This window comes from Pseudomonas salomonii, assembly GCF_900107155.1.
Taxonomy (GTDB): domain Bacteria; phylum Pseudomonadota; class Gammaproteobacteria; order Pseudomonadales; family Pseudomonadaceae; genus Aquipseudomonas; species Aquipseudomonas salomonii.
Genome location: NZ_FNOX01000008.1, coordinates 139436 through 152378 on the forward strand (window position 1 = coordinate 139436; position 12943 = coordinate 152378).

Sequence of the window (12943 nt, forward strand, 5' to 3'; positions counted from 1 at the left end):
CTGCGTGGGAATGCCTCCTGTGCCGCTCTGCGTCACGCTTTGGGACGCGGAGCGTCCAGGGCTGAATTCCCACGCGGAGCGTGGGAACTATCTATGTGGTAGTCGGTTTTTTTTATAAAAAATAATAATAATTAGCTTAGATTAAAATGTGATTTTTATTATTTTTGTCCATCCCCTAGGCTGACTGGAAGTCCTTAAGGCCATCCAGGAAGTTTTGCCATGAGCAGCGTCACCTCGCTTTCCAGTGTTTCCAGCAACGTCCGCCAGCGCGTCACGCCAGAAGAGTGGGAGGTGCGCGTCAAGCTGGCGGCGGCCTATCGACTGGCGGCGCTGTATAAGTGGACCGACCACATCTACACGCACTTCTCCGCCCGTGTGCCGGGGCCGGATGAGCATTTCCTGATCAACGCCTACGGGCTGCTGTTCGATGAAATCAACGCCTCCAACCTGGTCAAGGTCGACCTCGACGGCACGATTGTCGACGACCCGACCGGCCTGGGTATCAACTACGCAGGTTACGTGATCCACAGCGCCATCCACGGCGCGCGCCATGACCTGCAAGCGGTGCTGCACACCCATACGCGTGACGGCATTGCGGTGTCGGCGCAGAAGGATGGCCTGCTGCCGATCTCCCAGCACGCCATTGCGTTCTCCGGGCGCGTGGCCTACCACGGTTATGAAGGCGTGGCGCTGGACCTGGATGAGCGCGAGCGCTTGGTGGCTGACCTGGGCGACAAGAGTGTGATGATTTTGCGCAACCATGGGCTGTTGACTGCTGGCATCAGCGTGGAGCACGCCTTCCAGCAACTGCAAGGGCTGGAGCGCGCGTGCACTATCCAGATCGCGGCGCAGGCGGGCGGCAATGCCGAGCTTATCTTCCCGCCGGCAGAGGTGGTGGCCAAGGTGGAGGAGCAGGCCAAGGTGTTCAGCAATGGCGCAGGGCCGGGTGTGGCGCGGCATTGGAATGCGTTGATTCGGCAGTTGGAGCGTACGGATACCGATTACAAAAACTGAACCCATGCTCGACGCCAGACTCCTGTGGGAGCTGGCAAGCCAGCTCCCACAGTTGATCAGCTCCCACATGGGTTGTGTGGTGTTCTTTAGTTAGGCGACCTGTTTGGCCTGTTCACGCTCGGCGACCAGCTGGCGGGTCAGTGGGATCAGCCGCTTGCCATAGTCGATTGCGTCGTTGAGCGGGTCGAACCCGCGTATCAGGAAGGTGGTGATACCCAGGTCGTAGTAGTCCAGCAACGCCTGCGCGACTTGTTCGGCGGTGCCGACCAATGAAGTGGAGTTGCCCTGGGCGCCCAGCAACCCGGCGATCCCGGTCCACAGGCGCTTGTCCAGGCGCGAACCCTGCGCTGCCGCTGCCAGCAAGCGGCGCGAGCCTTCGTTGGGTGGTTCGCGGCGCACGAAACCCTGCTTTTCGGCCAGTGCGGTCGCCTGCTGCAAGATCGTCTCGGCACGGGCCCAGGCCAGCTCCTCGGTTTCTGCGAGGATCGGGCGCAACGACAAACTGAAGCGAATCGTGCGCCCGTGCTTGGCCGCTTCTGCGCGCACCTGGGTCACCACTTCGCGCACCTGCTCGTAGGTTTCGCCCCACAGCGCATACACGTCGGCATGCTTGCCGGCCACCGCAATGGCGGCCGCTGAAGAACCCCCGAAGTACAGCGGGATATGCGGCTGCTGCGGCGACTTCACCGTCGAATGCGCACCCTCGACCTGGTAGTAGGTGCCTTTGAAATCGAAAGGCTGCTCGTGGGTCCATTCCTGGCGCACCACACTGAGGTATTCATCGGTGCGTGCGTAACGTTCGTCCTTGCCGATATGGCTGCCATCGGCGCGCAGTTCACGGTCGTCGCCGCCGGTGATGATATGCACGGCCGTGCGCCCGCCGTTGAACACGTCCAGGGTCGCGAACTGGCGTGCGGCCAAGGTGGGTTGGGCAAAACCGGGTCGGTGGGCGATCAGGAATTGCAGTTTTTGGGTCACGCTGGCGGCATGCGCGGCGATCAGCGTGCTGTCCGGGCTGTTGGAATGAAACGCCACCAGCGCGCGGTCGAAACCTGCTTCTTCGTGGGCGCGGGCCACGGTTTCGACGTAATCCGGTTGCAGGGTAGGGCCGCTGCGCGGGTGAATTTCGGAAGCGTGATGGCCGCCGATATAGCCGATAAATTCGATGCTCATTGGTCTGTCCTTGTCGATTGCGCGATTAACACCTCCTCCGGGCGTGGGGTCGGTCACTCGGGTCAAAAGTAAGGGCAGTGGCGGGGTCTGTAAAATGCCTGTTGGTTCTAACCTAATTATAAAAAACAGAATTATCATGCGTAATTTTTATTAAGGCTGTGCATTCAATGTAGTAAGCCTGCTGGCCACAGAGCAATGCGCTAAAGACTCAATCGAACCTCGGCACACAAGCCACCCTCAGCCCGATTACTCAAGGTCAGCGAGCCGCCGATCGCCACCGCCAGTTGCTGGGCAATCGCCAACCCCAGCCCGGTGCCGCCGGTGCCGCGATTGCGTGAGCTTTCCACCCGATAGAACGGCTGTAGCACCTGCGCCAGCTCGTCTTCGGCAATTCCCGGTCCTCGGTCCAACACCTTTATCGACAGCTGCCCATTCATTGCGCAGCCGACCTCCAGCTCGGCGTTGCCGGCAAATTTAAGGGCGTTGTCCATCAGATTCACCAGCACGCGGCGCAGCGCGTGGGGGCGGGTGTCGAGGATCAGCGCGCTTTTGCCGCGCAGGCTGACCTGCTTTTGCATGTCCTGATAGTCAAACACCAGGCTGTCGAGAAAGGCGTCCAGGTTAATGCGGTGGCTGGCCTCGGTAGCGCCGTGAACGCTGCGCGCATACGCCACGCCCTCACGCACCAGGTGCTCCATTTCGCTCAGGTCGCTCCACAGTTTTTCGCGGTCGGCGCTGTCATCCATAAACTCGGCGCGCAGTTTCATGCGGGTGATCGGCGTTTGCAGGTCGTGGGAAATCGCGGCGAGGATCTGCATGCGTTCCTTGAGGTATTCGGCAATGCGCTGTTGCATGGCATTGAATGCCGCGGCGGCATGCGCGACTTCACTCGGGCCGGTTTCGTCCAGGGGCGTGGGGTGGGCGTTCGGGTCGAGGGTTTCGACCGCACGCGCCAGGCGTGTCAGCGGGCGCACGGCCAGGCGCACCGCGACCCAGGTGCAGGCGAGCAGCAGCGCCAGTTGCAGCACCAGCACCACCGGCAACCAATAGGCTACAGGCGGGGCGGCGGGGCGTACGTCGAGGGTGATCGGGTTGCCATCGGCCAGGGTCAGGTGCACCTGGAAATGTTTCTGGATGCCCGGTATATCGCGAAAGGTCAGGGCGTAATGCTCGCCCAGGGCGTCCGCAATCGCGGTGGCGGCCATTGGCACGTCGTGGCTGCTCATCGGTTCACCGGCCTCGCCGGCGTTGAGCAGGTACCGGTAGTTCTGCCGGTCGAGACGCGCCAGCCAACCGGCGCGCTCGTTGGCGGGCAGGCGGTCGAGGATGGCCACCGAGGTGGACACGTCGTTTTCCAGATTGCCGAGCATCACCGTGCGCGCACTGATGTAGCGCTCGTAGAACTGCGCACTGAATGACAACCCATGGGCACACACCAGGCTGATCAGAAAAATCAGCGACAGTTGCGACGCCAGTGTGCGCGGCCAGCCAACCCGCCATGGCTTCATTGCTCGGCCCCGAGGATTTGCACCGGCAGTGAAAACACATACCCCTCGCTGCGCACGGTTTTGATATAGGCCGGTTCGCGGGCGTCATCCAGCAAGCGTTGACGCAAGCGGCTCACCAGCAGGTCGATGGAGCGATCGAACAGGTCGGCGTCACGCCCCTGGGTCAGGTTCAGCAATTGGTCGCGGTTGAGCACGCGCTGCGGGTGGTCGAGAAACACCCGCAACAGGCGGTATTCGGCGCCGCTGAGGGCCACCAGGGTGTCGTCCTCGTCGAGCAGGTGGCGGGCGGTGGTGTCCAGGCGCCAGCGGCCAAAGCGGATCAGCCGCCCGGTTTCACTCACCACCAGGTTCGGCGGCAGCATGCGGGTGCGCCGCAGTACGGCGTTGATGCGCGCGAGCAGTTCACGCGCGGCGAACGGCTTGACCAGGTAATCATCGGCGCCCATTTCCAGGCCGATGATGCGGTCGGTTTCATCGTTGCGCGCCGTGAGCATCAGCACCGGCGTGGCTTTGTGCTTGCCCACCCGCAGTTCGCGGCACAGCTGCAAGCCGTCGTCGCCGGGCATCATGATATCCAGCACGATCAGGTCCACAGGCGTGGTATCGAGGAAGCTGCGCATCTGGCGGCCGTCGGCAACCACGGTGGTGCGCATGCCGTTTTTTTTCAGGTAATTGCCCACCAGTTCGCGGATTTCCCGGTCGTCATCGACGATCAGAATGTGATCGACATGATCCATGCTGCCTTCCTCGTTAAATACTCTTGGGCCGCAGTCTAGCCATCGCCGCAGGCTTTGCCTTGTGCCCTTTGTATTGCAGTGTATCTGGCGCTGACCAGATACACGGCGAAGCAAAAATCAGTGGCGCACGGCCTTGAGCAACAGTGCCTCGAACACCCGCTGGGCGCGCGGCTCATCCGTGTGGGCGACATTGAAGCGCATCGAATTGAGGTGTGCCGGGTCGTAGCCGAACAGCGCGCCCGGCGCCAGCACCAGGCTGCGTTTCAACGCCTCCTGGGCCAGCAGTTCACCGTTTACGCCCTTGGGCAGGCGCGCCCAGATAAACATCCCGCCTTCAAACGCCATCGGCAACTCGCAGCCGCAGCGCTTGAGCCATTGCTCGACGCGCCCGCCGGACTCCATCAAGCGCTGGACCATACGCTTGCGGTGCTTGGCGTAGCTGCCTTCGCTGAGCATGCGGTAGACAATTTGCTCGAACAGCTCCGAGGTCACGCCGCCGCTCATCAGCTTCATGTTGGTGAGGTTGGCGGCCAGTTGCGGCGCGGCCACCACGTAGCTGACGCGGGTGTTGGCGCTGAGGATCTTGGAAAACCCGGAAAGATAGGTGACCTGATCCAGCCCGGCGAGGGCGGCCAGGCGCGGCGGCGGGTTGGGGTGCAGGTCGCCGTAGAGGTCGTCCTCGACGATGTGGCAATGGTACTGCTGGGTCAGTTGCAGCAGGCGAAACGCCTGGCCGGGGCTGAAGGAATGGCCGGTGGGGTTATGCAGCACGCTGGTGGTCAGGTACAGGCTGGGGCGGTGCTCGGCCAGCAGCTGTTCGAGCGCAGCAAAGTCAAAGCCGTCGGGGCGCCGCTCGATGGTCACTACTTTGACCCCGTGCAGGGCCAGGTTGGCGTGGAAGTTGAAGTAGCACGGCGCGTCGAGCAGCACCGTGTCGCCGGGGCGCGCGAGCAGGCGCATGAGCATGTCCAGGCCCTGCACGGTGTTGGGTGTGGTGATGATCTGTTCCACCGGCACCGACAAGCCCTCGCCGTGCAGCTTCTGTTGCAGGGCCTGGCGCAAGGGCAGCAGCCCGGCCGGTGTGCCCAGGCCGGCAATGCGCAGTGACGGCGCGCGCACCACGCTGCGCATCGTCTGGCGGATGGCCTCGCCGTTCAACCAGTCCTCCGGCAAGTGCCCGCCACCGGGGCGCAGCTCGCCGCTGGCGGTGACCAGCGGGCGGCGCAGCACGCTGAGCAGGTCCTGGGGCAGCAGGTCGACCCAGGTCGCGGCGGCCGGGCGTGCGGTTTCCATCGCCACAAAATAGCCGCGGCCCTGGCTTGAGGTCAGCAGGTGGCGCCCGCGCAGGCGGTCCAGCGCTTCGTTGAGGGTGAACTTGCTGACGCCCAGGGTCTGGGTCAGCTCACGCACCGACGGCAACTTGCTGCCGGGTGCCCATTCACCGCCCTCGATGGCCTGGCTGAAGGCGTCGACGATCTGCTGCACCTTGGGCGTGCCTTCCACAAAAGCGATGGCGGATACAAACATAAACCTTCCTTGTCTTTGCCGGTGCTTTTACCGGTGAAGTTAGGCCGGATTAGGCACCACTTTACCTGCCTTGTGCAATGACGCTGCCCTAGACTGCGCGCCATCTCGCCGGTAATTGGCGAAGTTTCTTACACGCGAGCAATGGATTTCGCATTCTCATGAAGACTTATATGTGCGCACCCTGCGGTTTTATGTACGTAGAAGAATTGGGTATTCCGGAGGACGGAATCCCGGCCGGCACTCCTTGGGAAGAGGTGCCGGAAGACTGGACATGCCCTGACTGCGGCGTGACCAAGGCCGACTTCATGGCCATTGAACTCTAACCCTCCATCAACGAAAGGAATCGCTCCATGGAAAGCAAACTGATCAACCCCACCGTACCGTTCTGTACCGGCGTGGCGCACCAGAAATACCTCAGCGCCGAAAAAGGCCTGCAAACCGCCATCGAGGGCGATTGCACCCATTGGTACATCGACGGCAGCCTGTTCGGCGAGATGGTCGACGACTGGACCGATGCGCGCATTGAAAGCCTGCAGGCGCAAATCGCCGCCACCGGCGTCACGCCGATCTTCCACGGCAACTTCAAGGCGCCGCTGGGCAGTGATGTCGAGGCGTTCCGCGCGGCGGCGGTGGACTACGTGAAAAAAGAGATTGATATCGCCAGCCGCCTCGGCGCGCCGTTGATCATCCACGGCGGCTGCATCGTCGAGCCGAAAATGGTGCTGATGGCCAAAAAGGTTGCGCTGGAACACTACCTCAACTCGGTCCAGGAACTGGCGAGCTACGCGCAGGCCAAGGGCACGGATATCTACCTGGAAAACCTGTCCAACTACGTCAACTATCGGCCGTTCCACTACATCTTCACCCACGAAGCCGAATACGCCTTTGTGTTCGAGCGCCTGCAGGCCCACAGCAACGTATTCTTCTTCCTGGATGCGGGCCACGCCAACATCGAGAACGGCCTGCCGGCCGAAGTGGTGCGCAAGTATCACCACTTGATCAAGGGCATTTCCTTCAGCAACAACAATGGCGTGCAGGACCAGCACTTCGGCATTCATGACGGCAACTGTGATTACGCCGATGTGGTGCAGGCCATCGTTGAAACCAACTGGAAGGGCCTGGTGGCGTTCGAAACCCGCAACCAGACCGCCAAGGCTGCCCTGGCCGACCTGGCGCTGATGTACCGCGAATCCCTGACCACTGAAATTGCCGTCGCCTGACAGGCCCAGGGGCGCGTGTTTGAGGCGCGCCCCGTTGTTGTTTTTTTCATTCCAAGGTTCTGGCCCATGACAAGTGCGTTAACGCTGTCTTCGTTTCTCTACTTCCTGCTGTTTTGCGCCACCATGACCTTCAGCCCCGGCCCCATGACCCTGTTGCTGTTAAGCCTGGGCTTGAAGGACGGCTTGCGCAGTTCGATCCCGGCGCAGATCGGCGCCAGTGTGTCCTACCTGATTTCCATCCTGATCTTTGCCGTGGGCTTCTCGGAACTGATCAAGGGCAACCTTGCCATTACCCAGACCATCCAGTTTGTCGGCGTGGCTTATATTCTGTACCTGGCCTACAAGCAGTGGACCAGCAGCGGTGTGTCGATCAAGCAGGGCGGCGCGGTGGAAGGCTCGCGCAGTCTGTTCGGCAAGGGCTTGCTCACGGGGTTTTCCAACCCCAAGACCATCATCATGTTCAGTGCCGTGTTCCCGCAGTTTGCAGGTGCAGGCGAGCACAGCTCGGCGGCGGATATTGCCATTCTCGGGCTGACGTTTCTGACCCTGCAGTTTGCCAGTGGCTGCCTGTACTGCTATTTCGGCCAGCGTATCAAGCACGTACTGGAAAACCCCAAGCGCCGGGTGCTGTTGCAACGGGTCACGGCGGTGCTGCTATTGGGTGTTGCGTTGATGTTGGCGCGTGGGTTTTCGCACTGAAGTATTAGCAGGTAAGCAGTAGTGGCGCTTTGACGTTACCCTGATAGACTCCAGGCACTCATCCAGGATTGCACCCCACCATGTCAGCCGTCGGAGGAAATGGACTTCCGCTCGCTTCGCGCCTGTTCAAATCGCGGCTTCTGGGGCTGACGCTCGGTTTTGTCTGCGTGCTCTTCGGCATGTACCCCTTGCACCCGTCGCTGTGGGTGTGGGCCTGGATGCTGATTAACGCCTTTGTCTGGCCGCATCTGGCCTACCAGCTGTCGCGCCGGGCGAGCAACTCACTGCACAGCGAACGGCGTAATTTACTCTTCGATTCGTTTTGCGGCGGGTTCTGGGTCGGTGCCATGCACTTCAACCCGCTGCCCAGCGTGACCACGCTGTCGATGATGACCATGAACAACGTCGCCATCGGCGGGCCGCGGTTTATGCTCGCCGGCTGGGTGGCGCAGGGGCTGGGCGTCGGCGCCGCCTTGCTGGTGTTCGCGCCGGCGTTTGTCGCGGTGACCAGCGAGGCGCAACTGTACGCGTGCCTGCCGATCCTGATGCTGTATCCCCTGGCGCTGGGCTGGATCTGCTACCGCCAGGCCGTGACCCTGGCCCGCCATAAACGCGAGTTGCTGGCCTTGAGCCGCACCGACAGCTTGTCCGGCCTGCTCAATCACGGCGCCTGGAAGGACCATCTGGAAATCGAGTTCCAGCGTTGCCGCCGTGAACAGGTGGGCGCGGCCATTGCGCTGATCGACATCGACCATTTCAAAACCATCAACGACACCTACGGGCATGTCACCGGCGACATCGTGCTGCGCCAACTCAGCAAGGTGTTGCGCCAGAACCTGCGCGCGTCCGACCTGGCCGGGCGCTATGGCGGCGACGAGTTCTGTGTGATTTTGCCAGGCATGCCGCTCAACCGCGCCACCGAGGTGATGGACGCTTTGCGTGACCGCTTCAGTGCACTGGCCTATGCGCAAGACCCGACCCTGCGCGCCAGCTTGAGCATTGGCCTGGCGCCGTACCAGCCGGCGCACGCCGATTCCACCAGTTGGCTCAACGACGCCGACCAGGCGCTGTATGAGGCCAAGAGCAGCGGGCGCAACCGCGTCAGTTCGGTGCAAGGCAGTTGGTTACGCTCGGTTTAGTGGGGTAGGGTAGCGCAGCACCTCCCCACAACAACAAGGATCGGTCCATGCTCTTCACCTTCTCCCGTACCCTTCTGGCCGCCACGCTGGCTTTGTCCTTCGCCGTGCCGGCCTACAGCGCCGAACCCCACAAACAAATCCAGGCGGATGCCGAACAGTACAAGGCCGAGGCCCTGAAACTGCTCGAGCGCCTGGTGAATATCGACTCGGGTTCTGGCTACGAGCCGGGCCTGACCCAAGTGCGCGACATTGCCGTGGATGAACTCAAGCAGCTCGGCTTCAGCATTGAACTGGTGCCGGACAAAGCGGCCAACAACAGCCATGTGATCGCCACCCTCAAGGGCACCGGCAAAGCCAAAATCCTGCTGATGGCGCACATGGACACCGTGTTCAAGGAAGGCTCGGCCGCCGAGCGCCCGTTTCATATCAAGGATGGCCGCGCCTACGGCCCCGGCGTGATGGATGACAAGGGCGGCATCGTCGCCGGCATCTACGCGCTCAAAGTCCTGAAAAACCAGGGCTTCAAGGACTACGCGCAAATCACCTTCCTGCTCGACGCCAGCGAAGAAACCGGCTCAGAAGCCGCCTCCGAACTAATCCGCAAAACCGCCAAGGCCCACGACGTCACCTTGAACCTGGAACCCGGCCGCCCAGCCGACGGCCTGGTGGTATGGCGCAAAGGCAGCGCCACTGCGGTGGTCGAAGTCAAAGGCAAAGCCGCCCACGCCGGCGTCGCCCCCGAGTTGGGCCGCAACGCTGCCATGGAAGCGGCGCACCAGATCCTGCAGTTGGGCAAACTCGGCGATGAAGAGAAGAAAACCACCATCAACTTCACCGTGATCAAAGCCGGCGACCGCACCAACGTCATCCCTGACCAAGCCACCGCCAAAGCCGACGTGCGCGCGGCACTGCCGGAAGAATTTGATCGAATCGAAAAAGACCTGGCGCGGGTGTCAGCCAATAAGTTAATCCCGGACACCGAAGTGAAAACCAGCCTGCTGCGCGGCCTGCCGCCGATGCCACAGACGCCGGAGTCGGACAAATTGGTTGCGATTGCCCAGGGGATCTATGGCGAATTGGGTCGTAAATTGACCATTGAAGGCAGCGGCGGGGCGGCGGATGCGAGCTTGTCAGCTGGGGTCGGGACGCCGACGTTGGATGGGTTTGGGATTGTGGGTGGGAATATCCATACGCCGGAGGAATATGCCGAGGTGGAGAGCGTGGCGCCACGGGTTTATTTGTTGAGTCGGATGATTATGGAGCTGTCGAAGCGGTGAGAGGTTTGCAGGGCTCACTCAATAGGTGAGCCTTCCTGTTCGCAAACTTATTATTTGGGTGAGCAGGCTTGTTGTGGCGAGCAGGCTTGCCCTGCGTTGGGCTGCGTAGCAGCCCCAAAACAGACGACACGGGTTTAGACTAGTAGCTCTTTTTTTCCCTATTGGGGCTGCTTCGCAGCCCAACGCAGGGCAAGCCTGCTCGCCACGGTGGTGGGGTGTTTCAGTGGTGGGGGTGGTGTTTTCACCATGTTGATGGGTCTTCAAGGCTGGCTTTTTGGAGGTCGTCTTTCCACCACGCATTCGTCATCCTGTAGATGTCCTCGAAGAAACCTCTTGGATCCTCCATATCGCTCCATCCCCAAGGTAGGGAGCAGTAAAAACCAGGAGCATGGCTCAAGGCTTGCGAAAAATCATAAGTTTCGTCTTCAAGTGCATCGCCTAAAGTGTCGACTAAAAGTTTTCGATGCCGATAATTTAAGTCTGTACTTTTGTCTACAATGTACTTTTTGATGAGTTTTTCTCTGTCGCGTTTATCATTGATGTTGTAGGTTGTAAATATTTCACCCAGTGTTTCTTCACGATCATAGATGTCGAAGGGTGACAGAAAATGCCGAAATTTTGGTTGGTAAGGCTTGTTTAGAAAAGGGTGTTTTAGCATTGGTCGTCACTCACGGGGAATACGGTGTAGAGTTTTTTGGTTTCACGGTCGAATTTTGCAACGATGGTATTCATGTCATCATCATATACTGGGTTGGTCAGATCCTCTGGGTTAGGAATGTAGCCTTCTCCACAGCCTTGCAGTTCTATGCGGACGATGGGGTTTCCGTAGTAATCCTCTTCAGTGAAAGGCTCCAGTTTGCGGGCTGTTCTTGTGGTGACTTCATTCAGCGCTGCAAGTTGCATTTTGTGGCTTTTGAATTTAGTACTTAGTTGCATAGGTTGGTTTGCCTTTGGGTAGGGTTTAGTGGGTGCCGTCTTGTATCGGTTTAGCTGAGAGCGCTTCGCTCATGTAGCTTTTGAGGCGTTCGAGCAGCACCATCATGAAGGCTCTTTTGTCAAATATTTCATCTTCGAAGTAGGTATCGAATAAGTAAAAAACAGATTCGAAATTTTCGTCGGTAGAGAGGAAGTGCTCAAGGGTATCTATAAACCATTGTTGCTCGTCTTCTCTGTAGGAGAAAAATTCTGATTTGGTCAATGCATCGAAAAGCTCTGCAAGCTCTTTTGGGTTGTTGATGTTTTTGGAAACTATAATTTCTTCTCTGTCTAGATCTTTAGTGTTTTCTATACAATAAGTGAACAATAGGCCTCGAAGGATTTCCAAGTCTGGTTTTTTATTCATTTGTCAAACTCCGTATAAGCAGTGATGGGTTTTCCATCTGTGTTTAGATGTACGATTGCTTTGGTTTGTTTTCCATATTCGAGTCCCTTTCTTTTATATCCTTCTCCGATTGTTTTGCCCATGTTCATTGCTTTAGGCGCTCGGGATCGGCCGTTAAGTTTGAAGATTAAAATCGCTCGATCAATAGCGTTCAATTGATCTCTATGGCTCAGGAAACGTGTGGCGGCGCTTGGAGGCCGAGGTTGTCCTGCGTTCCTCCCTCTATCGAACGTTTCAATTTCCCCAGTGGTAGGGTTTCTAGCTGTAATCACTCGCTCAAGTTGAGATTCGAGTAACGTTTGAGCACCGTGTTTTTCCAAGAAATGCGCCCCTGGGATGGACCTTTCCAGCTCTGATAAGCGCCGGTGAGCGTTGGCCTCTCCAAGCTCATTAATGCGTGCTTGTCGCTGTGCGCGTGCCAGTTGCGGTAAAGCGGGTTCGCCGTGCTCAACCCCAGCTATCGGATTTTGAGCAGAATTGTTTGGCTTGCATCCATCCGTTCCGGGACAGGTATTCAAGCCTAACGGATCCACCCACCCCGTAGGGTTCGGCACGTACCGGTACGCATTAATCCCACCCGCCAGCTTCACCGGATCCGGCGTCAGGTAGCGACCAATATCTGGATTGTAGTAGCGATGGCGGTTGTAGTGCAGCCCGCTTTCCGCATCGAAATATTGGCCCTGAAAGCGCAGCGGGTTGTCGATTTTTCTTACGTCGAGGCGGGCTATTTCGCCGTAGGTGCGGTAGTGCGCGGACCAGACGATTTCGCCTTCGGGGTTGGTCAGTTCCTGCGGTGTGCCGAGGTGGTCGAGTTGGTAGTGAAAGGGCTTTGTTTCTTGTGGGCCAAAGCCTTCTAGCAGTGCCAACGGGCGAAAACTGTCTGGCTCGTAGATATAGCTGCGATGCCGATCCGCGTGGTGTTCAGCTACCAGCTTGTCGCCTTGCCAGAAAAACTCCGTGGTTTTCCCATCCACCGTCTTGCTGATCCGCCGCCCAAACGGGTCATAGCGATAGCTGGCGGTTTGCCCGTTGGGTTGAGTAATACCCACCAACCGATGCTGGCAGTCGTAGCGGTATTCCGTAACGAGCTGATGACTCTTGCCACGCCGCTGTCGGATCAAATTGCCGAAGGCGTCGTAGTCGTAGTGATGATCGCCCTGAATCATCAACCTGTTCCCCGCCACGATGTCCGGGCCGGGGCGGTCTTGCATGAGCAGGTTGCCGGCGGGGTCGTGGCCGAAGCGTTCCTGCGCGTCTTGCGAGTGATC

At 59.3% G+C, this 12943-nt stretch carries 14 protein-coding genes; 6 read left to right on the forward strand and 8 right to left on the reverse strand.

From position 1 onward, the window contains the following. Positions 1 to 219 precede the first annotated feature (219 nt). Entirely contained in the window at positions 220 to 1014 is a 795-nt protein-coding gene (locus BLV67_RS19020; RefSeq protein WP_065911077.1) for a class II aldolase/adducin family protein, read from the forward strand. A gap of 90 nt (positions 1015 to 1104) precedes the next feature. Here BLV67_RS19020 and BLV67_RS19025 read toward each other — a convergent pair whose 3' ends face one another. The 4 genes from BLV67_RS19025 to BLV67_RS19040 form a co-directional block, all read right to left on the reverse strand. Beyond that, a complete protein-coding gene (locus BLV67_RS19025; RefSeq protein WP_069785852.1) occupies positions 1105 to 2187 on the reverse strand; it encodes an LLM class flavin-dependent oxidoreductase in 1083 nt (360 codons plus the stop codon). 200 nt (positions 2188 to 2387) lie between these two features. Continuing rightward, on the reverse strand, positions 2388 to 3695 hold the full coding sequence (locus BLV67_RS19030; RefSeq protein WP_069785851.1) for an ATP-binding protein: 1308 nt from the start codon (positions 3693 to 3695) through the stop codon (positions 2388 to 2390). Beyond that, positions 3692 to 4432 (reverse strand): response regulator, encoded by a 741-nt coding sequence (locus BLV67_RS19035; protein WP_056857883.1) that lies wholly within the window; start codon positions 4430 to 4432, stop codon positions 3692 to 3694. Before BLV67_RS19035 ends, BLV67_RS19030 begins: the two co-directional genes overlap by 4 nt. A gap of 117 nt (positions 4433 to 4549) precedes the next feature. Continuing rightward, positions 4550 to 5959: an aminotransferase-like domain-containing protein gene (locus tag BLV67_RS19040; RefSeq protein ID WP_069785850.1), complete on the reverse strand. Its 1410-nt coding sequence runs from the start codon at positions 5957 to 5959 to the stop codon at positions 4550 to 4552. Between the two features lie 158 nt (positions 5960 to 6117). Here BLV67_RS19040 and BLV67_RS19045 point away from each other — a divergent pair, with 158 nt between their 5' ends. The 5 genes from BLV67_RS19045 (at position 6118) to BLV67_RS19065 (ending at position 10294) form a co-directional block, all read left to right on the forward strand. Then, positions 6118 to 6282: a rubredoxin gene (locus tag BLV67_RS19045; protein WP_016968943.1), complete on the forward strand. Its 165-nt coding sequence runs from the start codon at positions 6118 to 6120 to the stop codon at positions 6280 to 6282. 27 nt (positions 6283 to 6309) lie between these two features. Then, positions 6310 to 7179: a sugar phosphate isomerase/epimerase family protein gene (locus BLV67_RS19050; protein WP_069785849.1), complete on the forward strand. Its 870-nt coding sequence runs from the start codon at positions 6310 to 6312 to the stop codon at positions 7177 to 7179. Between the two features lie 66 nt (positions 7180 to 7245). Next, complete coding sequence (locus BLV67_RS19055) at positions 7246 to 7878, forward strand: LysE family translocator (RefSeq protein WP_069785848.1); 633 nt, start codon at positions 7246 to 7248, stop codon at positions 7876 to 7878. Positions 7879 to 7958: 80 nt separating this feature from the next. Further along, the gene (locus tag BLV67_RS19060) at positions 7959 to 9017 is read left to right on the forward strand and encodes a diguanylate cyclase (protein ID WP_065911088.1); all 1059 of its coding nucleotides are present in this window, start codon (positions 7959 to 7961) and stop codon (positions 9015 to 9017) included. Positions 9018 to 9064: 47 nt separating this feature from the next. Continuing rightward, a complete protein-coding gene (locus BLV67_RS19065) occupies positions 9065 to 10294 on the forward strand; it encodes a M20/M25/M40 family metallo-hydrolase (protein WP_069785847.1) in 1230 nt (409 codons plus the stop codon). A gap of 241 nt (positions 10295 to 10535) precedes the next feature. Here BLV67_RS19065 and BLV67_RS19070 read toward each other — a convergent pair whose 3' ends face one another. From BLV67_RS19070 to BLV67_RS19085, 4 genes are all read right to left on the reverse strand, one after another. After that, a complete protein-coding gene (locus tag BLV67_RS19070) occupies positions 10536 to 10952 on the reverse strand; it encodes a hypothetical protein (protein WP_069785846.1) in 417 nt (138 codons plus the stop codon). After that, entirely contained in the window at positions 10946 to 11230 is a 285-nt protein-coding gene (locus BLV67_RS19075) for a hypothetical protein (protein WP_056857877.1), read from the reverse strand. The genes BLV67_RS19070 and BLV67_RS19075 overlap by 7 nt, the downstream gene beginning before the upstream one ends. Positions 11231 to 11255: 25 nt before the next feature. Continuing rightward, the gene (locus BLV67_RS19080; protein WP_069785845.1) at positions 11256 to 11636 is read right to left on the reverse strand and encodes a hypothetical protein; all 381 of its coding nucleotides are present in this window, start codon (positions 11634 to 11636) and stop codon (positions 11256 to 11258) included. Next, on the reverse strand, positions 11633 to 12943 hold a 1311-nt coding region (locus BLV67_RS19085; RefSeq protein ID WP_143039894.1), incomplete at its 5' end, for an RHS repeat domain-containing protein. The genes BLV67_RS19085 and BLV67_RS19080, both read right to left, overlap by 4 nt.